General features: G+C 66.6%; 20 protein-coding genes. 10 read left to right on the plus strand and 10 right to left on the minus strand.

Features of this window, described 5'->3' with window-relative positions; all coding sequences use genetic code 11:
* The first annotated feature begins 625 nt into the window (after nt 1-625).
* From ACTOWK_RS12655 to pabB, 3 genes are all read left to right on the plus strand, one after another.
* Nucleotides 626-2275, plus strand: coding sequence for a M4 family metallopeptidase (locus ACTOWK_RS12655; RefSeq protein ID WP_441330510.1), 1650 nt, complete (start codon nt 626-628; stop codon nt 2273-2275).
* 351 nt (nt 2276-2626) lie between these two features.
* Entirely contained in the window at nt 2627-3358 is a 732-nt protein-coding gene (locus tag ACTOWK_RS12660) for a 4'-phosphopantetheinyl transferase family protein (protein WP_441330511.1), read from the plus strand.
* A 58-nt stretch (nt 3359-3416) separates the two neighbouring features.
* Nucleotides 3417-5630 (plus strand): aminodeoxychorismate synthase component I, encoded by a 2214-nt coding sequence (gene pabB / locus ACTOWK_RS12665; protein WP_441330512.1) that lies wholly within the window; start codon nt 3417-3419, stop codon nt 5628-5630.
* A 160-nt stretch (nt 5631-5790) separates the two neighbouring features.
* On the opposite strand, the gene ACTOWK_RS12670 is transcribed toward pabB, so the two are convergent.
* From ACTOWK_RS12670 to ACTOWK_RS12690, 5 genes are all read right to left on the minus strand, one after another.
* Nucleotides 5791-6324 carry a hypothetical protein gene (locus tag ACTOWK_RS12670; RefSeq protein WP_441330513.1) on the minus strand — a complete coding sequence of 178 codons (534 nt, stop codon included), beginning with the start codon at nt 6322-6324 and terminating at the stop codon, nt 5791-5793.
* Nucleotides 6325-6360: 36 nt separating this feature from the next.
* Nucleotides 6361-6843: a DUF4189 domain-containing protein gene (locus ACTOWK_RS12675; protein WP_441330514.1), complete on the minus strand. Its 483-nt coding sequence runs from the start codon at nt 6841-6843 to the stop codon at nt 6361-6363.
* A gap of 70 nt (nt 6844-6913) precedes the next feature.
* Nucleotides 6914-7402 (minus strand): DUF4189 domain-containing protein, encoded by a 489-nt coding sequence (locus ACTOWK_RS12680; RefSeq protein ID WP_441330515.1) that lies wholly within the window; start codon nt 7400-7402, stop codon nt 6914-6916.
* A 2-nt stretch (nt 7403-7404) separates the two neighbouring features.
* On the minus strand, nt 7405-8553 hold the full coding sequence (locus ACTOWK_RS12685; RefSeq protein WP_441330516.1) for a type IV secretion system protein: 1149 nt from the start codon (nt 8551-8553) through the stop codon (nt 7405-7407).
* A 58-nt stretch (nt 8554-8611) separates the two neighbouring features.
* Nucleotides 8612-9232, minus strand: a complete 621-nt coding sequence (locus tag ACTOWK_RS12690; RefSeq protein WP_441330592.1) for a hypothetical protein — start codon at nt 9230-9232, stop codon at nt 8612-8614.
* A 642-nt stretch (nt 9233-9874) separates the two neighbouring features.
* On the opposite strand from ACTOWK_RS12690, the gene ACTOWK_RS12695 reads away from it, so the two are divergent.
* Both ACTOWK_RS12695 and ACTOWK_RS12700 read left to right on the plus strand, forming a co-directional pair.
* Nucleotides 9875-10498, plus strand: coding sequence for a response regulator (locus tag ACTOWK_RS12695; protein WP_441330517.1), 624 nt, complete (start codon nt 9875-9877; stop codon nt 10496-10498).
* Nucleotides 10499-11109: 611 nt separating this feature from the next.
* Complete coding sequence (locus ACTOWK_RS12700) at nt 11110-12162, plus strand: ATP-dependent DNA ligase (protein WP_441330518.1); 1053 nt, start codon at nt 11110-11112, stop codon at nt 12160-12162.
* A 102-nt stretch (nt 12163-12264) separates the two neighbouring features.
* Here ACTOWK_RS12700 and ACTOWK_RS12705 read toward each other — a convergent pair whose 3' ends face one another.
* A complete protein-coding gene (locus tag ACTOWK_RS12705; RefSeq protein ID WP_441330519.1) occupies nt 12265-12708 on the minus strand; it encodes a helix-turn-helix domain-containing protein in 444 nt (147 codons plus the stop codon).
* A 270-nt stretch (nt 12709-12978) separates the two neighbouring features.
* Here ACTOWK_RS12705 and ACTOWK_RS12710 point away from each other — a divergent pair, with 270 nt between their 5' ends.
* From ACTOWK_RS12710 to ACTOWK_RS12720, 3 genes are all read left to right on the plus strand, one after another.
* Nucleotides 12979-13386, plus strand: coding sequence for a GNAT family N-acetyltransferase (locus ACTOWK_RS12710; RefSeq protein ID WP_441330520.1), 408 nt, complete (start codon nt 12979-12981; stop codon nt 13384-13386).
* 72 nt (nt 13387-13458) lie between these two features.
* Nucleotides 13459-14100, plus strand: coding sequence for a Vat family streptogramin A O-acetyltransferase (locus ACTOWK_RS12715; protein WP_441330521.1), 642 nt, complete (start codon nt 13459-13461; stop codon nt 14098-14100).
* Nucleotides 14101-14953: 853 nt separating this feature from the next.
* Nucleotides 14954-16705 (plus strand): hypothetical protein, encoded by a 1752-nt coding sequence (locus tag ACTOWK_RS12720; protein WP_441330522.1) that lies wholly within the window; start codon nt 14954-14956, stop codon nt 16703-16705.
* A gap of 113 nt (nt 16706-16818) precedes the next feature.
* Here ACTOWK_RS12720 and ACTOWK_RS12725 read toward each other — a convergent pair whose 3' ends face one another.
* Both ACTOWK_RS12725 and chrA read right to left on the minus strand, forming a co-directional pair.
* Nucleotides 16819-17187, minus strand: a complete 369-nt coding sequence (locus ACTOWK_RS12725; RefSeq protein WP_441330523.1) for a hypothetical protein — start codon at nt 17185-17187, stop codon at nt 16819-16821.
* A 76-nt stretch (nt 17188-17263) separates the two neighbouring features.
* Nucleotides 17264-18493, minus strand: a complete 1230-nt coding sequence (chrA, locus tag ACTOWK_RS12730; protein WP_441330524.1) for a chromate efflux transporter — start codon at nt 18491-18493, stop codon at nt 17264-17266.
* Between the two features lie 510 nt (nt 18494-19003).
* Between chrA and ACTOWK_RS12735 the strand changes: the two genes are divergently transcribed.
* Nucleotides 19004-21892, plus strand: coding sequence for a LysM peptidoglycan-binding domain-containing protein (locus ACTOWK_RS12735; protein WP_441330525.1), 2889 nt, complete (start codon nt 19004-19006; stop codon nt 21890-21892).
* 110 nt (nt 21893-22002) lie between these two features.
* Here the strand turns inward: ACTOWK_RS12735 and ACTOWK_RS12740 are convergent, their stop codons facing one another.
* The gene (locus ACTOWK_RS12740; RefSeq protein WP_441330526.1) at nt 22003-22644 is read right to left on the minus strand and encodes a Pr6Pr family membrane protein; all 642 of its coding nucleotides are present in this window, start codon (nt 22642-22644) and stop codon (nt 22003-22005) included.
* Between the two features lie 86 nt (nt 22645-22730).
* Here ACTOWK_RS12740 and ACTOWK_RS12745 point away from each other — a divergent pair, with 86 nt between their 5' ends.
* Nucleotides 22731-23060: a DUF1330 domain-containing protein gene (locus ACTOWK_RS12745; protein WP_441330527.1), complete on the plus strand. Its 330-nt coding sequence runs from the start codon at nt 22731-22733 to the stop codon at nt 23058-23060.
* Between the two features lie 86 nt (nt 23061-23146).
* On the opposite strand, the gene ACTOWK_RS12750 is transcribed toward ACTOWK_RS12745, so the two are convergent.
* A complete protein-coding gene (locus ACTOWK_RS12750) occupies nt 23147-23545 on the minus strand; it encodes a hypothetical protein (RefSeq protein ID WP_441330528.1) in 399 nt (132 codons plus the stop codon).
* Between the last annotated feature and the right edge of the window lie 31 nt (nt 23546-23576).

Here is a 23576-nt window from a genome sequence, read left to right on the forward strand (position 1 = left end):
GGAGTTCCTTCGGTCAAAGCTAACCAAAGAAAAGGCCTTCCTTGCAAGGGCACAAGCCCGCGCGAGCGATGCATACGCGGGGATGCTCCAGACAGGCCATCCATGGCCTGCTTGCGCACGGCCCGCATCCATGCGGGCCGCCCTACGGGTCAGCTATTGACCGGCAAAGCGGCAAGCGGCAAAGCGGATCAAAATCACAGCGACAGCCGAAAAGCAGAATCTGAAATCGACGGCGGTTGCAAACGATCCGCACCGGCCGTAGTTCATGGGTCGCGACTTACGCTGCTCCTACCGTGAACCTGCGTTGCCGTTGCCGTTGCCGTTGCCGATCGCGTCGAGGCTCGCTATCGCGCACATCCGGGGCCTGGCCGGCCGCATTCGCCGACCCGTCAGTGCGGCGCTTCTGTGGCCCGTCTGCCTAGGTGACATCCGATCGCGCGTTGCGCCGCCGGCCTCGCCGATTGGACGAATTCCGAACTGTTCCGCAGTTTCGCCGTGATTGCGGCCGTGAAAAGCCGTTTCGCGCTCCTGGATTGTGTCGATGATCGAAGCGCGGGCTGGGTGGCCCGCCGGCGCCCGCCTCGCGGGTCGGCGTTTCGATCATCACTTCGGGAGTAAGGAAACCATGCGTATCCATTCGAAGCGGTTGAAGCTGGAAGGACTCTTTCTCGCCATCGCAGCGGCCCTCGTCGTCGCACCGGCAAGCCAGGCGGCGGAGCTCAAGTACTCGGCGGCGGTAACCCAGGCGCGTGGCCTGATCGCCGATCACGGCGCCGCGGTGCAAGGCGTTGCCGAGGACGCATTCGAGGCGCGCGACACCGTCGTCGATCGCGACGGCACCACGCACGTGCGCTTCGACCGCACGTACCAGGGCCTGCGCGTGATAGGCGGCGACGTGGTGACGACATCGCGGCGCGGCCGACTCGCCACCACCCAGCTGACCCTGCGCAGCCAGCAGCGTCCCAGCCTGCGTGCGCGCATCAGCCGCGACGACGCCGCGGTCGAAGCCGGCGCCCGCTTCAACGGCAAGGTCAGCCAGGTCCACGGCAACCAACTCGTGGTGTACGCGCGCGGCGCCCAGCCGGTGCTCGCCTACGAGGTGACCCTGCAGGGCGAGGAAACCCGCCTGCATTCGGGCTTCGTCACCTATTACGTCGATGCGCTCAGCGGCAAGGTGCTCGACGCTCAGGACCGCTTGCAGACCGCCGGCGCGGTCGGCACCGGCAAGACCTTCTACTACGGCAACCTCAGTATCGCCACCGACCAGAAGAGCGCGACCAAGTTCGACCTGATCGACACCACCCGCGGCAACGGCAGCGTCTACGATGCCAAGGGCGCGGCGATCTCGAACCTGTTCGACATCCTGTTCGCGACCTGGGGCGCGAGCCTGTTTACCGACACCGACAATGTCTGGGGCAACAACACGCTCAGCGATCGCGCCACCGTCGCCACCGACATCCACTACGGCGTCGGCGCGACCTGGGATTATTTCAAGAACGTCCACGGCCGCAGCGGCCTGTACAACGACGGGGTCGGCATCAAGAGCTATGCCCACACCAACTTCAAGCGCGCCGACGGCACCAGCACCGGCGTCAACGCGGCCTATTTCGCCCTGACCAAGGTGATGTTCTACGGCGACGGCGACGCCTCGCGCGGCTACGGCCCGATCGTCGGCATCGACGTTGCCGGCCACGAGATGTCGCACGGGGTCAACGCCGCGACCGCGAACCTGGCCTATTCGGGCGATGCCGGCGGTCTCAACGAAGCCAATTCCGACATTTTCGGCACCCTGGTCGAGTTCTACGCCAACAACCCGGCCGACCCCGGCGACTACCGCATCGGCGAGATCATGCGCACCGGCGGGCTCGCCTTCCGCGACATGTACAACCAGGGCGTCGACGGCAAATCGTTCAATTGCTACATCGCCGGCGGCTTCGACCCGAACCTGGGCGCCGGCGGCATCCACGACCCGCATTACACCTCCGGGGTCGGCAACCGCTTCTTCTACCTGGTCGCCGAAGGCGCGGTGGTGCCGGCCGGTTCGGGCCTGACTCCGGCCCAGTTGGTCTGCAACGGCGATACCGGCATCGTCGGCATCGGTCGCGATAAGGCCGGCAAGATCTGGTATCGCGCGTTGACCACCAAGTTCACCTCCAGCACCAGCTATCCGCAGGCGCGCGCCGCGACCCTGGCCGCCGCGGCGGAGCTGTACGGCGCCGGTTCGCCAGAGCAGAACGCGGTGGCGCGGGCCTGGAGCGCAGCCAACGTCAACTGACGCGGGCGCGGTTGAAGCAGGCCCGGCTGAAGTGGGGCTTGGCTGAAGCAGAGCTTGGCTTAAGCGGGGCTTGAGCGAGCGAGCGCGAGCGGCCCGCCATGGCGGGCCGTTCGCGACGTGGGGTGGGCGGCCGCCTTTCGCGTTTGAGCACGGCGGCCTCGCGCCGCGCGCGCGGCGCGTCCATGTGCGATCCTCATGCCCCGTCGGTTCGAGCGATCGAACATACGGGCTGCAAATCCGTCCGAACCGAGCCTTTCATGAGCCAAGGTCGTCCGCACTGCGCGTCGAGCCGCCGTCTCGCCGCGATGCCGCCTGTCGCCCCCGCACCGATCCGCAGCGGAGGCGCGCGTCATGGCGTCCGATAAGTTGCCCGGCGCCGACGACGGTTTCTTGTTCGCCGCCTCGACGTTCGAGTGCGAGGCCGAGGGCAAGCGGCTGAGCGGTTACGGCTGCCGGTTCCGCGCCTCGATGTACCGCGACGAGCTCTACGAACGCCACGGCGTGCATTTCCCGGCCCAGTTCGCCCGCGCCGTGTCCAAGCGCCGCAGCGACTACCTGGCCGGGCGCATCTGCGCGCAGCGTGCGCTGGCGGCGCTCGGTGTCGCCGGTGCCGACATCGCCATCGGCCCGAACCGCGAACCGGTGTGGCCCGCCGGCGTGGTCGCCTCGATCTCGCATGCCGGCGACCGCGCGGTCTGCATCGCCTCGACCGACCCCGAGGTGCTCGGGCTCGGCATCGACATCGAAGGCAGTCTGCAGCCCGGCATGGCCGCCGACATCCGCCGCGAAGTGGTCGATGCGGCCGAAGAGGAAGCGGTGCAGAGCCACTTCCCCGATTTCACCCTCGGCCTGGCGGTGGTGTTCTCGGCCAAGGAGAGCCTGTACAAGGCCTTGTATCCCCAGGTCGGCCGTTTCTTCGGCTTCGAGGCGATGCGGATCGTGCGGATCGAGGCCGAGCGCATCATGTTCGCCGCGACCGAAGAGCTGTCGGCCACGGTGGCGTCCGGCGCCGAGTACGCCGCCCACTACCTGATCGCCGAGGGCGAGGTGCGCACCGTGGCCTGCGTGCGCCGGCCGGGCTGATCCCGCCACCGCCGCGCGCGGACGCGCCGGCGGCGACTTGTAAGACAATGACCGGATCATGCGTTGCCTGTTGATCGACAATTACGACTCGTTCACCTGGAACCTCGCCGACCTGATCGGCCGGGCGTTCGGCGAAGCGCCGATCGTGGTCCACAACGACGAGGACGACTGGGACGGGCTGAGCGCCCGCCACCGTTTCGACTGCGTGGTGATCTCGCCCGGGCCGGGCAGCGTGACCCGCGAGGCCGACGTGCATGTCTCGCGCCAGGCCATCGCCCGTAGCGGATTGCCCTTGCTCGGCGTTTGCCTGGGCTTCCAGGGTATCGCCCATGCCCACGGCGGCCGCATCGTCCATGCGCCGGTGCCGTTCCATGGCCGCGCCTGCGCCGTGCACCACGACGGCAGCGACCTGTTCGCCGGCGTGCCGACGCCGTTCGAGGCGATCCGCTACCACTCACTGATCGTGGCCTCGCCGCTGCCGCCCGAGCTGGTCGCGACGGCGCATGCCGACCCCGGCCTGATCATGGCCCTGCGCCATCGCTTCCTGCCGCAATGGGGCGTGCAGTTCCATCCCGAATCGATCCTGACCGAACACGGCATCGACCTGATCGCGAACTTCCGCGACCTCGCCCATCGTCATCGACGACGCCCGTTGCTGAGCCTGGCGCTGCCCTCGGCAGCATCGGCACCCATCGAGCCAATACCCGTCGAGCCGGCGCCCATCGAGCCGGTGCCCGTCGCAGCCACGCTCGACCAAGCGAAGCCGGCCACGGCGTCCGACACCGGCCCGACCCATCCTGCGCGCAGCTTGCGCGCGGTCTGCCGGCCGCTCGACGGCGTCGGCGACCCGGAGGCGGTGTTCTCGGCCTTGTTCGCCGGCCGCGACAACGCGTTCTGGCTCGACAGCCAGGTCGCGCTCGACCACAGCGCCGGCTGCTCGTTCATGGGCGCGGTCGACGATGCCGATCTGCTCGCTTACCGGATCGACGAGGACGATGCGGCGCTGAGCCGCGGGCAAGGCTTGCTCGCAGGCATCGAGCGCGAGCTCGAAGAGGTCGTCATCGAAGACGGCATGGCGGAAGACGGCAAGCGATTGCCCTTCGACTTCCGCGGGGGATTCGTCGGTTTCCTGGGCTATGAGATGAAGGCGCTGTTCGACGGCGACCGCGGCGAAGGCCATCCAAACCCCGATGCGCTATGGATGCGGGTGCGACGCTTCCTCGCCTTCGATCACGCCACCGGGCGGGCCTGGGCCGTAGCGGCGACGTACGAGGACAAGATCGACGAGGCCGAGGCCTGGATCGAAACCGTCGCTGTCGCGGCGAGACAGGCGCGCAGCGACGATGCCGCGGTGCCCTCGCGAGGCTTGCAGCGGCTTGAGGTCGAGATGGATCTCGGACGCGACGATTACCTGGCCGCGATCGGCGAATGCCAGCGTGCCATCGTCGACGGCGAGACCTATCAGGTCTGCCTGACCAATCATTTCCGTTTCCGCGCCGAGCTCGACCCCTACGCGCTGTACCGGCAGATGCGCCGCGGCAACGCCGCGCCGTTCGGTGCCTTCCTGCGCGGCCGCGGCATCGCCGTGCTGAGCACCTCGCCGGAGCGTTTCCTGCGCGTCGACCGCAGCGGCCGCATCCAGACCAAGCCGATCAAAGGCACCGCGCGCCGTTCCGACGACCCGCAACTCGATGCGCGTTATGCGCGCGAGTTGGCCGAGTCGGTCAAGGACCGCGCCGAAAACCTGATGATCGTCGACCTGATGCGCAACGACCTCAACCGCGTTTCGGTCGCCGGCACCGTCGAGGTGCCCGAGCTGCGCGTGGTCGAGAGCTACCGCACCGTGCACCAGCTGGTCAGCACGGTGGAATCGCAGTTGCGCCCCGATTCCAGCCTGATCGACCTGGTGCGCGCGACTTTTCCGGGCGGCTCGATCAGCGGCGCGCCGAAGAAGCGCACCATGGAAATCATCGACCGCCTGGAGCGCAGCCCGCGCGGCGTCTATTGCGGTTCGATCGGCTATCTCGGCTACAACCGCGTGGCCGACCTCAACATCGGCATCCGCACCCTGTCCTACGACGGCGCCACGATCGCCTTCGGCGCCGGCGGCGCGATCACCTACCTGTCCGAGCCCGAGGCCGAATTTCAGGAAGTCCTGCTCAAGGCCGAAGCCGTGCTGCGGCCGGTCTGGCGCTACCTCGGCGACGGCAGCGACGGCTTCGCCTACGAGCTGGAAGCCGCCCGTTTGCGTCTGCGGGTCGCGAACGACTGAGGGCATCGTCGAAAGGGCAGGGACCATGCGTCCACGACGATGCGCTGCCCCGGCAGGAGCGTCGTCCCACAGGAATTTCCTCCGGTCACCGCGACCGCGAACCTCCGGCCGGGCGACGCGATAGGGCCGGCGACGCGGTAGCCGCCGACCGATGCTGGACCTACAGGCGAATAGCGCCAGCCGCGGGCAATCGGCGCGTCTCCTGCAGCCGATACGCCAGCTGCCGGTACAGCGCCGTGCCGAAGATCGCGTGGATGCTCGAAGCGACGATCGAGAAGGCGTAGATCAGGCCGGCGTCGGGAATATGCACGGGCAGGCGCATGAACGGCACCATCAGCACGAACAACACCGCGACCGCCCAGGCCGCGATCAGGCCGGCCGCCGCATTGCGCAGGCCGCGACGCAGCGGCGCCAGCCGCGCCGAGCGCGTGCGTCCCCAGCGCGCCATGAGGTGGCGCCGGGCCGACATCGCCAGCCGCGTTCCGGACAGCGCGGCCCAGACGTGCAACAGCGCCGACGCGGCCGCGACCCAGCGCGCCAGCTGCGTCAGCGGCTCGGCGCCGGCGCGGATGCCGATCATCGCCAAAGCCACCGCGACGATGAAGATCATCAGCGCCGACAGCGAGGCGTTCTCGATCGAACGGACCTCGGCGAACCAATCCCGGGGACTCGATGTTGGCCGGATCATGGGCATGAACGTTCCTTCGTCCTGTGCATTGGGGTGGCGCCGTCAGCGAACTCGTACCGGTCGGCTGCAATCTGCGTAGTAAAGCCGACACTCGCCGTCCTTCTTGGTTTCGCAGTCTTTCAGGCCTATCTCGGCGGCGAGTTCCGCTGTCTTTGCATTGATAGCCGCATAGCGGGTATTGCTGGTGACCACCACCACGCATTGATTGACGTAGGCGACCGTCAGAGTGCAGTCGACGCCGCCCCGACTGCGGCAATTCTCGATGGCCGCCTTAATAGCCTCTCGCTTGCTGGGCAGATTGGTCACCGCACCGACTACTGCCTTGGCGTCATCCCCTGCGACCGCGCCCCAACTGTTCTTCCATTTCGGGGTGGGTAGCCCGTAGCCGCCCGGGCCCGAGGGTATCGGGCCGCACGACGAAGTCGATATGCCCGAGTAAGGGATCATGCCTGCGGGGCAACCGCCGTCCGCGTGGGCATAGCCTGAAACAACTAGCAAGAGTGAAGGTAGAAATCGAGTCGTCATAGTCGGTTTCTAAGTCGATGCCCAAGCTGCCGGGTACGAGTGCTTTTGCTTGAAGGTTTCCTCTCCATTCTCAACGAACTCGCACGGGTAGGCTGCAACCCGCGTAGTAGAGCCGGCACTCGCCATCCTTCTTCTTTTCGCAGGACTTCATGCCCATTTCAGCCGCGATTTCAGCGCTTTCGGCATGGACCGCAGCGTAGCGGGTGGTGCTAGCGACGATGACGACGCATTGGTTGACGTAGGCGACGGTCAATGTGCAATCGACGCCACCACGGCTGCGACAATTGTCGATGGCGGCCTGCTTCGCCTCTCGTTTGCTCGGCAGGTCGGTCACCGCGCCGATCACGCCCCTGGCATCGTCGCCCGCCACCGCACCCCAGCGATTCTTCCATTTGGCAGTTGGTAGCCAAGAGCCGCTTGGACCCGAGGGTATCGGGCCGCATGAAGAGGTCGACGTGCCCGAGTAGGGAATCATGCCGGCGGGGCAACCGCCTTCTGCGGCCGCGTGGTCATGCATGCCAAATAGGACGATGCTAAGAACGATAAGGGAAGTCTTCATGGTCAGCCTCGTTTGATCTGATCCTGAATGCCGGTCGGACCGTCGTGGGACACGGTTGCAGCGCCCGAAACGCGAGTGCCGACGCTATTAAAAGAGCTTGTCAGGGAGGAGGCTCTTTCATCTTCGCCTCTTGGTTTGGCTATAGGCGCAGCTTGCGCAGCCCCAGCCCCAGCCCCAGCTCCAGCCATGCCAGCTTGCCCCGAAGCCCCACTCCCGAACGCCGAAAACTGCATGAAACCCCCCAGGGTGCCCTGGAAGAAGTTGGCCGCGAACGGGGGTACGGTAATGATGACCACGGTCATGATCAGGCCGAGCCCGCCCTGCTGCATGGCCTGGTTGCTGATGCCCTCGGCATCGACGCCCCAGATCGCGCCGATCTTCGCTACCCACAGGGCCGCCGACACGCGCGCCATCAGCTCCAGCAACATGCCGGTCACCACGCTCAGCATCGCCATCGAGAACAGGGTGCCGATGCCGTACATCAGCCAGCGGCGGAACAGGTCCTTGGTCTGCTCGAAGATCAGGCAGAGGATGAACAACGGCCCCAGGCCGATGAACAGCGCGATGGCGAACTTGAACATCAGCAGCATCGCGCCGGCCGACATCGCCGGGCTCGCCGCCCCGACTCCGGCAAACAACACCGCACGCGCCTTGCGGTCGTGCAGCTCGGGATCGCCGGGGACGATCTGGACCGCGTCGATCGCGCTCATCGCGAGCTGGGTGTAGGCGAGGTTTTCGTCGATGCTCTGCGCGGTGGTCTTGCCGCTGCGGCCGGAGAACAGGCCGTGGATTTCCCGGTCGAGGTCGTAGGTCAGGTAGCGGTGCAGATCGCTGCCGCCGAACGACATCGTCGTTGCCACGCCGACGATCAGGGCGATGCGCGTCGCGTTGGCGACCAGCGCCATCATCGGTTCGCGCAGCTGCCCGGTGACGATGCGATAACCCATCAGCAGGATCCACAAGGTGACCAGGACCAGGGCGATGCTACTGGCCCAGGTCATGGTCCTGCCCATCAGCTCCAGGCCGAACTCGTCGATGCGCTCGGTCAGGTAGTCGTTGACCAGCTGGAACAAGACGAAATCGCCGATGCCCGACTGGCAATGAGGGTCGATCCAATCGACCAGTCCGTTCAATCCGTTGAACCCGTGCATCGCCTTCCCCTGGAGTCGCTGCGGCCGGGTCGCGTGATCGCGAGCCGGCTTGCTAGGTTTACTTCGAGAGTGCCGCCTTGAGCGCTGCGGCCTGCACTACCTGACCGAGCAGCGAACCGCGATTGCCTTGTAGCGCGCGCTTGGCCAGGCGCGACTGGTCCCATTTCAACGATTCGATGTAGTCGTTATAGGCTTTCATGCGCGCCTGCCAGTAATCCAGGTCCATCGAGGTGCGCACCAGGAAGCGTTGCGCCTCGTTGTCGTTGGCGGCCAGGGCGCCCTGGCTGGAGCTCGCGCCGTCGCGCTGCGCTTCGATCTGCTGGAACTGTTGGTTGCGCTGGATCAACGTCTTCAACATCCGCACCGATTCGTTGTACTTGGCGTTCTCGGCCAGGACCATGCGCTGGCAGATCGCCTTCTGTTCTTCGACGATGTTGCCCTCCAGCTTCGGCGCGATCTGCCGCAGCAGGCCGGTCATACGCTCGCGCACGCCGCCTTCGCTTCCGGCCGGGCACATGTCCTGCATGCCGTAGTCGTCGGGACGCAGCGGAAACGTGTCGCTCATCTGCGGAGAACTGAAGTTCAGGCGCTGCAGTTTGATCAGCTGTTGCTGATAGTGGCTGTAGGTGTCGTTCCAGCGCTTGGCCTCCTTGCCGAACTCGACCGCGTCCTTGGCGATCTGCTGCATCTGCGCGGTGAGGTTGATCGGATCGTTGACGACCAATTGGGCGCTGGCGTCGGCGGCCGCCAAGCTGCCGACGATCAGTAACGCCACGGACCAGGGGCGCGCCCTGGCGATGCTTCCTGTGCTTGCGAACTTCATTGCGATTCCCTTCCTGCCCGATCGACTGCAAAACCTTGCCGGCGGCGCCATGCGAAACATTGTGCATCGAGTATTTGCGGCCTGCCTCCGGTCGCGTCAGCGACGCCCGATGCGGTCGCGCGGAACATTCGCATCGGCACCGCCCCAATACGCAGCCACTATCGCATACGGATGCGCGACCCAGAATGCGTTATCGATAAATCGTTGTGGACGCTAGTCCACATTTGTAGACGAACGAAGAGGTTTTGTAGCCACCGAGTCGGTTTCGAAACATATTGCGAAACCTGTGGTTGCGATCGCTGCATCGCCATCGATATCGCTGCGCTGTAATGTGTGGGATAGAACATTTTGCTTCTTGCATTCTCGTCATCCACACTTCGAGGGCTTCGGATTGAAGGACCTGTGTTGCCTATCGATGCGCAGAGCGCATCGGTCGTTCCGCAAGATCAGCACTGGAGTATCGGCGGCCCCGATCTATGGATTTGCTAGAGGATCGGAATGATTCGGATCTATGTCGTCGACGACCATCCGGTGCTCAGGACAGGCTTGCACTCGATCATCGAGCGGGAAACCGACATTCATGTCGTCGGCGAATCCGGTAACGGCGCCGAAGCGCTGGCGGCGATTCCGCAGCTCGCCGTGGATGTGGTGCTGTGCGATTTCGTCCTGCCCGATACCGACGGTCTGCGCCTGACCCGCAAGCTGCTGCACGAGAACGCCGAGCGCAAAGTCCTGATCGTGTCCGGGCTCGACGACAGTTCGATTCCGCGGCTGCTGTTCGATGCCGGCGCGCGCGGCTATCTGACCAAGGCCAGCAGCGCGCACAAACTGGTGTACGCGATCCGCCAGGTCGCGGCCGGGCACGAGTTCGTCGACGATGCCTTGCCGCGCAACGTCCTGCTCGGCCTGTCGCCGTTCCGGCGCCTGAGCGCGCGCGAGAAGGAAGTCGCCGCGCTCACCGTGCAGGAGTACACGACCCGGCAGATCGCCGAAGTGCTGCGGGTCGACGAGACCACCGTGCGCACCATCCGCTCGCGCGTCTACAAGAAGCTCGGCCTGCGCGGCGCGATTTCCTTGAGCAAGCTCGCGGCCCGGCACGGTTTCACCGACCAGAGCGTGTAGGCGGGCGCGTCCATCGCGGCGGGCCGCGGCGAACGCGATGGCAAGGGAACGTCGACTGGCCACCCGTGTCAAGAACGAGTGACGACCGCTTGTGAGCCGCACGTCGAAGTGAATGCGCTCATTAGTTTGACGCACGTCGATGTTTGCGAAGCCGTCCGCGTCGGTAGTGGTCGCGTTTCCCGGGTAAGCGTATAAGCGTAATCAGAGGCAGTGGTCGTCGATGCGGCCGATCCGAGACCCGGGCTTGCGAGGGGATCTCATGGCGACGCGATTGCAACGCAGGAGTGCGGCGACGCGTCGCCATCGGTGCGACCGACGCAGTCGCGGATCGTTCGAGTGTCGCCGCGGTGGCGACTTGCGGCGCGGTTCATTGCGGCCTCGCCGCGCCGGCTTCGCCGCCATCGTGCGGATAGCCGACATCCACGACGCGGTAACCGCGCCGACCGCAGGGAGCGAGCGCATTGGGCACTAACGAGCACGCACCTTCCCGGCCCGGCAACGATCGGGACCGCGTTCGGTCGGAATCGCATCCCGCGGAGCCGCGCTCGCTCCATAGCGGACGTTCCTCCAACCGCGGGTCGGTTACCGAAGTGCGGCGCGATCCGCGGCCGATGGCGCCGGCCATCATCGATATTTCCGGACGGATCGAGCCGGTCGTCGAGGTCGAGCGGAGCAGGATCGATTGGGCCGGCCTGGCCAGTCTGCTGCTCGGTGCGAGGCCGGCCGAATGGCCCGCCGAAGCCTTCGAGCCGCAACGCGCCGTGGCCGGGCCGTCGCCGCCGAACGACGGCAAGTGGCTGCACGAACTGCAATGGCACGGCGATCGCTTGCTCGCGGTGATCGCCGATGGTCGTGCGCGGCTATGGTCGGGCGATGGCGCGGAGTGGACCGAACGGGTTCCCGACATCGTCGACGCACTGGAGCGCCTTGGCCTGCACTCGGCCGCCTTCGACGGCGAGCTGATAGTCGGCGCCGGAGCCGAGGTCGATTACGCCGCGTTGCAGGCGGTGTTGTCGGGAGAGCGCTCCGAGCCGTTGACCTACATGCTGTTCGATCTGTTGCATATCGACGGGATCGGCATCGAACGCGCTCCCCTGGTCGATCGCAAGGCGGTGCTCGAACATCTGCTGCGGCAGGCGCCGCGGGCGTTGGGCTATAGCAGCCACATTCTCGGCAATGGCGACATCGCGCGGGCGGTAACCGTCAACCAATGCTTCGACGGCCTGATTTCCAAGCGTGCCTTCGCGTCCTATATGCGCGGATGCAGTCCGGATTGGCGCAAGACCCGTCTGCTGCAGTCGGGCCAGTTCGCCGTGGTCGGTTACACCTTGCCCGGTCTGCGCCATGCGCATCGCGGTTTCGATTCGCTGTTGCTCGCGCAACCGAAAGGCAAGGCGGCCTGGCATTACGCCGGCCAGGCGCGCGGCGATTTCGCCAGCGCGCTGGCGACGGACGTGGCGTCGCGCCTGAAAGGCGGCACAAGCAAGCCGACGGTCACAGTGAGCCCGGACGTCAAGGAGATACCCGGCGCGCTGTGGTTCAAGCCGCGCTTCGTGGTCGACGTCGACAGCCACGGCTTCGATGCCTCGGGCCTGTTGCGGCACGGCTTGCTGCGGCTGGTCAGCCATAACCGCTCGGTCGCGAGTCTCAGGCCGGGCAAATAAGCCCGTCGCGGTTCGCCGGCGCGAGCGTCGGCGTCGCGAGGGCGAGATACGCTTGATCGGAGCATCGGGGAGGATGCCCTGCATCGATCTCCCCGAACGTGCTCAGGCGGCTTCGAGCAACTTCTGCGCCTGCCGCTTGCCGACGCCGCGCAGGGCCGCGATCTGCTGGAGCAGGGCCTGGCGCGGGCGCGCTTTTTCCTGTTCCCAGTTATAGACCGACTGGCCGCTGGCGCCGATCAGCTTGCCGAATTCTTCCGCGGACACGCCCAGTTTCTTGCGCAGGGTGCGCAGGCCGGCGGCGGAGAAACGATGACGGCCTTCGCTTTCGGCTTGCGGCTTGGCCGCGACGGCCTTGTTGCCGGACTTGCCGAGTGCCTTGCTGAGCGCTGCGACCTCACGCTTGAGACTGTCGCGTTCGCGCTTGAGCGAGGCGATGTCCTGGCGCTGGGTGGCGACCTGCTTCTTCAGCGGGTCGACGAGGCGGCGGCATTCCTTGCGTGAGATACGTGCGATTTCGTCTTTGAGGATCGAAGCGAGGTTTGGCATATCGGTTCCGGGGGTGGCTGGGGCAAGAGTACCGAACGCCGGCGATTACGCCAAATACCGGAAAATCCTTGCGTCTTGGGCTCATCCGACGGTCGATTCGTGATTTTTGCGCGAAGTGGCGCGTAGGCCGGGCGCTATTTCGGTGCGCGGCGATAGCATTGGCGCCCGCGGATATCGCAACCGGATGCGTTCGCGCCGGGGCCGCCATCGAATTGCGATGCCGAGCGCGAGTCCGGTGTGCTGCGCCATTCACCCATTGTCGAGAGCCCGATGACCGTCTATACCGCGATCCACGAAACTCCGTCCGTCGAGGTGTACCGCATGCTCCGCGTCGGCTCCGGCCTGAGCGCGAAAAGCGAACTCGCTGCGGTACGCGGCCTGGCCAATAGTCTGTTCGCCGTGCAGATTCTCGGCGACGGCGCGCCGATCGGCATGGGCCGGGTGATCGGCGACGGCGGTTGTTTCTATCAGGTCGTGGATATCGCGGTGTTGCCGAGCCATCAGGGCCGGGGCCTGGGCAAGCGGATCATGCAGGACATCTCCGCCTATTTGCGCGAGCATGCGCCGGAAACCGCCTACGTCAGTTTGATCGCCGATGGCGAGGCGCGGCATCTGTACGCGCAGTACGGCTTCGAGCTCACTGCGCCGGCGTCGGTCGGTATGGCGTTCGAGCGCTGACGTCCGGCTTGCCATCGCCCAGCATGTCCGCGCGCATAGGCGCGGTGTCCAACGATCGCCAAGGAGTTCGTCTTGCAAGGTCCCAGTCCGGAACAGGCTCATCCGATGGATGGGTTTGCGCAGGTGTGTTTCATCAAGAACACCATCAAGAATCCGAACATCGTCGTCGGCGACTACACCTACTACGACGATCCGGAAGACTCGGAAAACTTCGAGCGCAACGTGCTGTACCACTTTCCGTTCATCGGCGACAAGCTGATCATCGGCAAGTTCTGCGCCATCGCGCGCGGCGTCAAGTTCATCATGAACGGCGCCAACCACAAGCTTTCGGGCATATCGACCTATCCGTTCCAGATCTTCGGACACGGTTGGGAACGCGTCATGCCCCAAGCCGACGAACTGCCGTACAAGGGCGATACCGTAATCGGCCACGACGTCTGGATCGGCTTCGAGGCCTTGATCATGCCCGGCGTCAGGATCGGCAACGGTGCGATCGTGTCGTCGCGCTCGGTCGTCGTCGCCGACGTTCCGGCCTACACCATCGTCGGCGGAAATCCGGCCAAGCCGATCCGGCAGCGTTTCGCGCCCGAGGAGATCGCCGCCCTGGAGTCGCTGGCCTGGTGGGATTGGCCGGTCGAGAAGATCACCCGGCACCTGCAGCGCATCGTCGACGGCGATATCGAAGCCTTGCGCCGTTGCGCAAGCGAGATCTGACCGCCGCCTTCTGAAGACCCGATCCAATCCAATCCAATCCGCTCCGGCTGGCGCGAAGCCCGCCGGTGGCTGACCGTCGTCGCGCGATCGCGGGTCGGACGGCGGTACCGCGCCGGCCCGACGGACCCTGCCTCGAATACTCATAGCGACGAACTCGGCGGCGCCTCGATGCGACCGGCGGCGTGCGCAGGCGGCCGGTCGGTGCCGATCGCCCTGCCGGTGCTTCATCGGCCAAGAAAGTCATGAATCTGAACGACTTACGCCTTCGAGAGCGAGGTCAGAACGTGACTTTTTTTGGATGGATTTGACGTTTTAGGGCGCTCCTCGGCCGGCGGAGTGTTCGCGATGGTTCATTCTAAAAAATGTGACTGATGGCACAAATTTTGCAAACGGTCAGTAACCCCTCGACCACGAGCCTCTCGAAAAGCACAGTCATAAAAATGAACGGGTTAGCCATCTTTGAGGGCTGCCGAGTGCTTCAGCCGGTGCCGGCTGACAGCGCCAAGCCGCCGCCGAAGCGCAGCGATTCCCGACCCTGACGTCTGCGCCGGCAAGCAGCGCGAAGCCTCAGGCGCGCGCGGCTGTGGACGGCGGCAGACCCGGCGCCAACGAACACCGATTCCGATTCGAAACAGGGCGATGGCTCGCGACCGCCATCGATCGCATGGATACCCCGGCTCGAGACTCGCGACCCGTAGAGCGGATCGCCGAGACGAAAGGCGAATGCGGCTTCGCTCGCGGGATGCCTCAAGCCATGAGCCAGGGGCCCCGCACCAGGACCACGAGTGCACGGCCCGGCGCCTGGGCGTCCGGCCCGAGCCGGCTCTCGCAAGCAATCGCAGGAGAAGCAGTAATGCCGCAAATCGAGCAGTTGGACCTCAGGCGCTATGCAGTCGCGGCAGGATTATTCCTGCTGGGAAGCTTCGGCGGCGCGCAAGCCGCTGCGGTGTCCTGTACGCCGCAGGCCGGTTACACCCATTGTCTGCGCTACACCTATTCGGGCGCTTCGCAGTCGTTTGCCGTACCCACCGGCGTCACTCAGGTCCGAACGACGATGTGGGGCGCCGGCGGCGGCGGTTCGATGGCCGCGAGCGGCAATGCCGCGGGCGGCGGTTCCGGCGGCTATGCCGACGGCACCGTTACGGTCACGCCTGGCGGTACGTTGACGGTGACCGTGGGCCAGGGCGGTGTCGCCACCGGCACCGCGCGTACCTACGGCGGCGGCGGCGCCGGTGCGCCCGGCCGCAACCACGATCCGGCCGCCAACCCGGGCAGTAACGGTTCCTCCGGCGGCGGCATGAGCGGCCTGTGGAGCGGCAGCGAATTCGTCTTGCTCAACGCCTTGATCATCGCCGGCGGCGGTGGCGGCTCGGCGTTCTGGACCGACCAACCGGCCGCGCCGAACCGGCCCCTGGCCGGCGCCGGCGGCGGCAGCAGCGGCAGCGATGGCACCTCGATCTACGGCGGCAAGGGCGGCACCCAACTCGCAGGCGGCGCGGCCGGGCCCTTGGCCTCCTGTCTCAACCCGAACGCTTCGGTGATCAGCGCCGGTCTGCAGTTCCGCGGCGGCGACGGCTGTTGGCCGGTGATCGCGAACGGTACGCCCTTCGAATACGAAGGCGGTGGCGGCGGTGGCGGCGGTGGCGGCGGCTGGTTCGGCGGCGGCGGCGGCGGCGCGCAGAACGAGAACAATCCGGTGGCGCCGACCTCGGGTTACGACGGCCCGGGCGGCGGTGGCTCCGGCTTTCTGAGCGGATCGGTCGCTGGCGGCACGCTGACCGTCGGCAGTGCGCCTACCTACACCGCGGCCTCGACCGCGGCGCCGCCGCAAACCGCGCATGCGCTGTACAGCGCCGGCATCGGTCGCGGCGGTGCGGCCGCGGCCGCTCAGGGCGCGGTCGCCGGCAACGGCGAAGTGATCATCCAGTGGGTGCAGCCGATCATTCGCCTGCAGAAGGCGCTGCCGAACGGCCGCGTCCTGGCGACCAACCAGTTCAACTTGAGCATCGCAGGTGCGGGCGGCCCGATCTCGGTCGCGACGACCGGCACCGGCAACACTGCGACCGGCACCGCGACCTTGACGGCCGGCACCGCCGGCAGCGTGTACACCTTGTCGGAAACCGCCGCCGGCACCACCGTGCTCAGCGATTACTCCACGACTTACAGCTGCACGAATGCGCGAGTGGGTGGGCAGACGCCGAGCGGATCGGCAACGAGTTTCACCCTGACGCCGGTCGCCGCCGACGACCTCACCTGCACCTTCAGCAATACCCGGTTGCCGCGTGCGGACCTGACCATCACCAAGACCAACACGCCGGGCGTCAACGGAAACGTCGACCAGAGCGGCGACACTCTGGCATCGGGGGCGACCACCCTCTACACGATCGTGGTGAGCAACGCCGGCCCGGATGCGGTGACCGGCGCGATCGTCCGCGACCCGATCGCCGGGCGCAGCCGGCTGACCTGCACTGCGCCTGCGGTGTGCACCGGCAGCGCCTGTCCTGCCGGCCCGCTGACCATGGCCGCACTGGACACCGGTATCGCCCTGGGCGCGCTGGCCAATGCCGCCACGGTGACGATCACCCTGAGCTGCACGGTCAACTGAGCAGGCGGCAAGCCGTCGCAAGCGGACGCCCGTCGCGTCGCCACGGGTGTCCGTTGTATCTGCGTCGCGCGCTGGCCGTGATCCGGCGGGGTCGAGCGCGATTCAGGTCGTGATCACTCGGCCGTCGGGTCCGGCAACGGCAGGCACTCCATGACCTCGACCGAGTCGCCGGGGAAGATCGTGAAGTGCGGATGCCGCTCGAACAGGCTCGCCGCCGCTTCATGCGACTCGGCTTCGATCACGGTATAGGCGGTGAGCCGGTTGCTGATGTCGGAAATGCCGTGGGCGTCGATGCGCTTGGTCTTGCCGAGCGGCGTGCCGAGGTCGACGATGCTGGCCCGATGCGCACCGACCCACGCACCCCAGGCGTTCATGCCGGCCTGTTCGAGTTGTTTGCGTCGGGCGTGGTCGGGTGCCTTGCTCCATTCGGAGCGCTCGCAGGCTTCCGCCGAACCCAGGTAGACGGCCAGGAACTGCTTCATCGCGCACTCCGGTCGAGGCTTGGAAGACCGGTCAGTTTCGCGCCTGCGGCATCGCCGGGCCAGAACCGCCCCTTGCTCAAGCCAGGGGGCCGATCGGCAACGACCCGGCCACTGCCGCGCCGACGCACCAGGCCAGCGCCCACACGGCGGACAGCCGCAGTCGCCATACCAGGAGCCAGCCGACCGCGACGATTACGGCGTCGGCCAGCCCGGTCACGCCTTCGCGCCAGACCGGGTCGTACAGCGCGGCCGCGAGCAGGCCGACCACGGCGGCATTGATGCCGGCCACGCTTCGCGCCGCCCAGGGGCGGCTGACCAGCGCGCTCCAGGCCGGCAAGGCCGCGGTCAGCAACAGAAACCCGGGCAGGAAAATGCTCGCCAAGGCGACGCCGGCGCCCAGCCACGGCGGCAGGCCGAGGTCGACGCTGGCGCCGAGATAGGCCGCCAGGGTGAACATCGGGCCGGGCATCGCCTGCGCCGCACCGTATCCGGCGAGAAACGCATCCGTGCCGATCCAGCCGGCGACCACGACTTCGTCCTTGAGCAAAGGCAACACCACGTGGCCCCCGCCGAACACGAAGCTGCCGGCGCGATAGAAGGCGCCGGCCAATCCGCGCAGCGAGGGTGCGGCGCCCGAGGGAATCAACGAGCAGGCCAGCGCCGACAGGAACACGACGAAGCAGACGCCGGCGAGGCGGCGTCCGTAACGCAAGGGCAGCGTCGCTGCCCGGTCGAATGCCGCGGGGCGGCACAGCAGCGCACCGACGAGGCCGCCGCCGAGAATGGCGACGAACTGCCACCCTGCGTCGCCGCCGAGCAGCACCAGCGCACTGGCGCCCACGGCGATCGCCACGCGCAGCAGGTCCGGGGTCAACGATCGCGCCATGCCGAGCAGACCGTGCGACACCACCACCACCGCGACCAGCTTCAGGCCGTGAATCACGGCGGTGCCCATCGGGCCGTGCAGGAACTGCGGCGCATACAGGGCGAAGCCGAACATCAGCAGCGCCGAGGGCAGGGTGAAGGCCAGGAACGCCGCCAGCGCGCCGCGCCAGCCCGCGCGCAGCAAGCCGATCGCGAAGCCCAGCTGGCTGCTCGCCGGGCCGGGCAGGAACTGGCAGATCGACAACAGGTGGGCGAAGGCCGCATCGTCGAGCCAACCGCGCCGGCGCACGAACTCTTCGCGGAAATAGCCGAGGTGAGCGATCGGCCCGCCGAACGAGCTCAGGCCGAGACGCAGGAACACCCGGAACACTTCCGCCGCATCGCCTGCGTTCGCGCGAGATGGGACGTCTGGTGCGGACAAGCGGCCTCTCCGGTTCGGCGTCGTGCCTGCCTATTCTAGGCACGCTCGAGCAAGCGGACGCCGGCATCGCAGCCCCCGAATGCGAGAGCAGGTCCAAGCGCCGTCGTGAACCTGCTCTCGTCTCCGACAGCCGCGTCGGCGGCATGGCATCCGTGACGTCCCACCGGGCGGCCGCGCGCGGCGTTCTGTGATTAGCGGCTGCGATGCACCCTGGCGAGGGTCGCACCATGGTCGGCTCGGCGACACGAAAACGCCGGGCCCGCCATCGAGTTCGAATTCGTGCCTCGAGCCGCGCATGGGGCGGGTCGTGCGTGAGATTCGCGATCAATGCGAACATCGTTTGTCCGTGACCCAGGCCGCGAACGCGAGATCGCGCACAAACAAGCACAGGCAAAAACATAGCGGACACATGTCAATGCGATGACAGTGCATATCCGTGCTCGCCCTAGCTAGGCGAGACGACGATCGGTTGATCTAATTCCGCGATCTCTCATCGCAGGCGTTCGATCCATGGGTATCCCGAGCATCGATGGCGTTCCCTACCATCTGCAATACCTGCAAGCACCCGCGCAGGCCGTGGTTCCGCCGCCGCAGCCGCAGGAGGAATACCACCAGGTCGAGGCCGGCGACACTCTGGAGTCGATCGCCCAGCAATACAGCACTCCGGAAGCGCCGGTCACCGCGCAACAGATCGCCGAGCGCAACCAGATCGACAACGGCCCGATCGATCCCGGCAAGGACTTGATCGTGCCGACGATCAAGCAGCACGCCGCACCCAAGGCCGATCCGAATCCGTCGCCCGAGCAGGCCAAGAGCGACGAGGCGATGAAGAAATACCTCACCGCCGAAGACAATCTCGCCGCCTTCGACAGCGGCTACACCCGCCAGCACAACGATCCGGACTACCAGCCGATCCGCTCCGGCTACGCGAGCCTGAGCGCGACCGCGCGCGACGACCTGCAGAAAAGCATCGCCGCCGAGATAAAGGCCGACTTCGACGCCGGCGCGAACGGCGGCGTGTTCGACGCCAAGGCGATCCAGCAGTACGGCGCCGAAGTGGTCAAACGCTTCGACAACGACCCGGCCGGCAAGGCCGCGGCCGAAGCGGCGGTCAAGGAAGTCGGGATCCAGCACGAGGTCGACAGCACGCTCAAGGCGGCCGGGGCGGCGCCGGACGCCAAGGGCGCGGTCGAGACGTTGAGCCGCGAACTGCCGAAGCTGTCGCCCGAGGCGCAGACTCGGCTGCTGTCCAGCGACGGCTTCGACACGCTGATCGAGCAGAAGATCGGTCCGGAGTTCACCGCTCCGCTGAAGGGCGAGCCGTGGAAGGACGCGCGCAGCGGACCGGCGTCCAAGCCGATGGAGAGTATGCAGAGGTTGGAGAAGCTGATCGAAGGCGCCGAACCGCGCCTCGCCGGCGCACTCGCCGACCACGGCGTCGATGCCTTGAAGGACTTCCTCGGGCGCGCCGAGAACGATGGCTACAGCATCCGCCTCGGCATCGACGGTACCCGTTCGCTGGTCCACATCGCCAGCCGGGTCGGCGGCACCTCCGAGGGCGATGCCGCGATCCGGAGCATGACCGATCTGCCGCTGGACGGTTCGCAGATCCATCTGGGCGTGTCCGAAGGCGCGCGTCCGAATCTGTCGATCGCGATGGCGCAGGCCTACGGCGGGCCGCAGTCGGTCGACGCGGCGATCATGGGCGTGCAGATGTACGCCGGCAGCGTCAACGGCGATGTCGACAAGCTCGCCAAGCACACCGACGAGTTGAGCTGGCTGATCAACAACCACGGCGCCGCGATGACGCCGGAGCAGCTCAACCAGGCGATCAAGGACTACACCAGCGGCGCCGGCTCGAACTGGGCGAAGACCGCCGAAGAACTGCAGAACAAGGTCGCCGACGAGGGCAAGACCCTGCTCGATCAGATCGACAGCCTCAGCAACGCGCCGGCCGACCAGCAGGACAAGACCAGGAAAGCCATCGAAGGCATTCTCGGCGACAGCAAGTCCTCGTATGCGATCAGCCTGGCGCTGAAGCAGCACCCCGACTACATCGATTCGCTCGCCGGCAAGCGCCTGATGCAGAACCTGGCCTACACCGGCAAGTTCGGCGAGCAGGGCATCAAGCTCGGCAAGGAAATCGCCAACGCCTACGTCCGCAACGACGTGCTCTCGGCCGCGCACAACTACGACCCGCGCAACCCGGCCAGCATCCAGCAGGCCGAGCAGGCGATCGAAAAGCTCAAGAACCCGGCTCTGATCAAGTTGCTGGGCATGGACGTCGAAAGCGGCAAGTACCAGAGCTACGTCAAGCTGGTCGACGAGCTCAAGAAGAGCCTGCCGGCGGCCGGCGACGGCACCGAGCAGATCATCGCCAAGCTCAAGACGCACGCCGAGGCGATGAACAACGCCGACAGCCGCTTCACCGCCGAGTCGAGCCGGCCGGTGTTCGAAAAGAACCAGCCGGCCGGCCAGCTGTTGCGCACGGTCGGCCTGGGCTTCGCGACCATGGGTTTCATGAACTCGGCGAGCAAGGCCAACGACGGACAATTCAGCCTGACCAACAAGAACGACCTCAAGGCGATCGTCGACGCCGCGGCGCTGGGCCAGAAGGGCACCGAGCTCGCGGTCGGCCTGGGCATGGTCGTCGAGGACTCGACCCTGGGCCGCTTCGGCGCCGGCAACAAGCTCGATGGCGTCAGCATCGACCCGGGCCGCCTGACCCGCGCCGACCGCGTGTTCGGCTATCTGTCGGCAGGCTTCGATTACTGGAATGCGGTCGAGGCGCACGGCAAGGGCGACGATGTCCGCGCCGGCCTGTACCTGACCGCCGGCGTCGGCGGCACCATGGCGGCCTTGTCGGGCACCACCTTCGCCTCCGCGCTCGGCGCCGGCAGCTGGCTCGGCCCGGTCGGCATCGGCCTGGTGGTGGTCGCGACCGCAGGCCTGACCATGAAGGACCGCATCGAGCACTCCAATGCGCACATGAACGAAGCCTCGGCGAAGTTCCTCGAGCATGCGCAGTTCAATCCGCAGGTCTCGCAGGCCTTGGTCGACCAGAGCGGCGAAGGCTGGAGCCCGGTGACGTTGTTGGCGCGCTACGCCGAGGCCAAGGGCTACAAGCTGGACGAGCCCGGCCATCGCGACCGGTTCGTTGCCTGGGTCAACGCCATGCCCACCGACAAACTGGAGCGGCTGCGCACCGAACTGCATCAAGGCCTGGACGAATTCGACGGCGATGTGTCCAAGCTCGGCGCCGACACCACCGTGGTTCGTCCTCAGACTTACATCGCCACCCGCGGCGGCGCGGCGAAGGTCGACGGCATCGTCAGCACGGTCGGCCATATCGATGCGGTGGTGCGCGACTTCGGCATTGCGCAGCTGCCGCAGCCCTGAGGAGCCGCCGCCCATTTCCTTCGGTCGATGCAAGCGGGCGCAGCGGGCGCTGTCGCTTCGAGCGCTTTCGGGCCCCTCTTCCGTTCACGGGAGAGGCGTCGGGGTGAGGGCTATCGCCTGCGCCAACCTGCCAGGCCGATGACCGCGCTGCCGACGACGAGGAAGCCGAGCAGCAGCCACAGCGTATTGACCAGGACCTGGGCATAGCCCAGGGCGGCGACATCGATGAAGTGGTAGGGATAGGCGCCGAGCAGTTCGCCGCGAACCAGCGCATAGAGCAGATACGCCATCGGATAGGCGCACCAGACCAGCACCGAGCGCGGCGCGGGAGCGCGGGCGGGAGGAAACGCGATCCAATGCCCCAGCGCCATCAGCGGCGTCGCGTAATGCAGGCTGAGGTCGGCGACCCATTGCCAGCCTTCCGGCGTCCAGACGTTGCGTAGCAGGAAGTGATAGGCGAAGCCGACCATGACGATGGCGGTCGTCGCGCAGCCTCGCAGCTGCTCGCTGCCGAGCCAGCGGCCCGGCCGGGTATGGCCGAACACGAAAGACTGCGAGAACACCAGTGCGACGAAGCCATTGGTCAGCACGGTGAAGTAACCGAGAAAGGCGATCAGGCCGTCGAGCGCCGACTTGCCGTTATGCTGGGCCAGCCGCATCGACAGCCACAGCTGCAGCAGCACGCCGAACCAGGCCAGCGTCGCCACCGCGGCCGTTGCGCGGCGGCCGCGCGGGTCGTTGCGAGTCTCCACAGCACTCCTCGCGCCGGTCCCGGCGCATCCCAGTACACCCACGATCGCCGGGCCAGCGTCGCCTATCGATCTCTCAAGGACCCACCATGCCAGCTTATGCCGTCGCGCATCTGCGCGAAGTCTCGTTCAACCCCGCCATCGTCGAATACCTGCAGCGCATCGATGCGACCCTGGAACCGTTCGGCGGCCGCTTCCTCGTGCACGGTGCGCAACCGGACGTGGTCGAGGGTGCGTTTCCCGGGCACCTGATCCTGATCGGCTTCGCCGATATGGCCAAGGCGAAGGCCTGGTACTACTCGCCGGCCTATCAGGCCATCCTGCCGTTGCGCACCGACAACTCGGTCGGCGAGGTCATCCTGGTCGACGGAACCGACGAGCGCCATCGCGCGACCGATATCCTGGCGGTCGCGGGTTAGTCCCGGACGGGAGCGTCGCCGCGATCGCCATCGATCCGGCGCCGCCGCGGCCGCAAGCAAGCGCTCGTTTTCGCACGCTCATCGGTTCAGTCGAGTTTGCACAGCTCGTCGTTGCGGCGTTTGATCACGTCCTGAAGGCCCAGCAGAAGGGCGTCACGGCTGGCCGTGGACTTTTCCGCCTCGAGCAACAGAATGCTGATCTCGTGCCGGGACCGCCGATTCGCGCGTGCATTGGTTTCGAAGTCCAGCGCGGCGATCAGCGTAGTGACCACCGCCGCCGACGCGGCGGCGATGGCCGCGACATCGCCAGGATGGCCGAACTGCCAGATCTGCAGCTTCCCGGCGATGGCGGCGAAAGAGCTCAACAATGCCGACGCCACCAGCAGCACGCGGTAACCGATCCTCCAGCGCCGCGCCGAACGACGATATCGGTCCTCATGGGCCCGCAAGATGGATCGAGTGTCTGTCTGCGCGTTCTCGTTCATGGCTCGACGTCTTTCGCCCCTGGGTGACTCG

Origin of the sequence: Lysobacter sp. CA196 (assembly GCF_052078695.1) — a bacterium.
GTDB lineage: Bacteria > Pseudomonadota > Gammaproteobacteria > Xanthomonadales > Xanthomonadaceae > Lysobacter.

Bases quoted from the DNA above. Each gene is read 5' to 3' on its own strand.
- ACTOWK_RS12660 (WP_441330511.1), top strand. From the start codon at position 2,627: ATGGCGTCCGATAAGTTGCCCGGCGCCGACGACGGTTTCTTGTTCGCC.
- ACTOWK_RS12745 (WP_441330527.1), top strand. From the start codon at position 22,731: ATGCCAGCTTATGCCGTCGCGCATCTGCGCGAAGTCTCGTTCAACCCC.
- ACTOWK_RS12670 (WP_441330513.1), bottom strand. From the start codon at position 6,324: ATGCCCATGATCCGGCCAACATCGAGTCCCCGGGATTGGTTCGCCGAG.
- ACTOWK_RS12725 (WP_441330523.1), bottom strand. From the start codon at position 17,187: ATGAAGCAGTTCCTGGCCGTCTACCTGGGTTCGGCGGAAGCCTGCGAG.
- ACTOWK_RS12705 (WP_441330519.1), bottom strand. From the start codon at position 12,708: ATGCCAAACCTCGCTTCGATCCTCAAAGACGAAATCGCACGTATCTCA.
- pabB (WP_441330512.1), top strand. From the start codon at position 3,417: ATGCGTTGCCTGTTGATCGACAATTACGACTCGTTCACCTGGAACCTC.
- ACTOWK_RS12685 (WP_441330516.1), bottom strand. From the start codon at position 8,553: ATGCACGGGTTCAACGGATTGAACGGACTGGTCGATTGGATCGACCCT.
- ACTOWK_RS12695 (WP_441330517.1), top strand. From the start codon at position 9,875: ATGATTCGGATCTATGTCGTCGACGACCATCCGGTGCTCAGGACAGGC.
- ACTOWK_RS12675 (WP_441330514.1), bottom strand. From the start codon at position 6,843: ATGACGACTCGATTTCTACCTTCACTCTTGCTAGTTGTTTCAGGCTAT.
- ACTOWK_RS12720 (WP_441330522.1), top strand. From the start codon at position 14,954: ATGCCGCAAATCGAGCAGTTGGACCTCAGGCGCTATGCAGTCGCGGCA.
- ACTOWK_RS12680 (WP_441330515.1), bottom strand. From the start codon at position 7,402: ATGAAGACTTCCCTTATCGTTCTTAGCATCGTCCTATTTGGCATGCAT.
- ACTOWK_RS12710 (WP_441330520.1), top strand. From the start codon at position 12,979: ATGACCGTCTATACCGCGATCCACGAAACTCCGTCCGTCGAGGTGTAC.
- ACTOWK_RS12750 (WP_441330528.1), bottom strand. From the start codon at position 23,545: ATGAACGAGAACGCGCAGACAGACACTCGATCCATCTTGCGGGCCCAT.
- ACTOWK_RS12655 (WP_441330510.1), top strand. From the start codon at position 626: ATGCGTATCCATTCGAAGCGGTTGAAGCTGGAAGGACTCTTTCTCGCC.
- ACTOWK_RS12700 (WP_441330518.1), top strand. From the start codon at position 11,110: ATGGCGCCGGCCATCATCGATATTTCCGGACGGATCGAGCCGGTCGTC.
- ACTOWK_RS12735 (WP_441330525.1), top strand. From the start codon at position 19,004: ATGGGTATCCCGAGCATCGATGGCGTTCCCTACCATCTGCAATACCTG.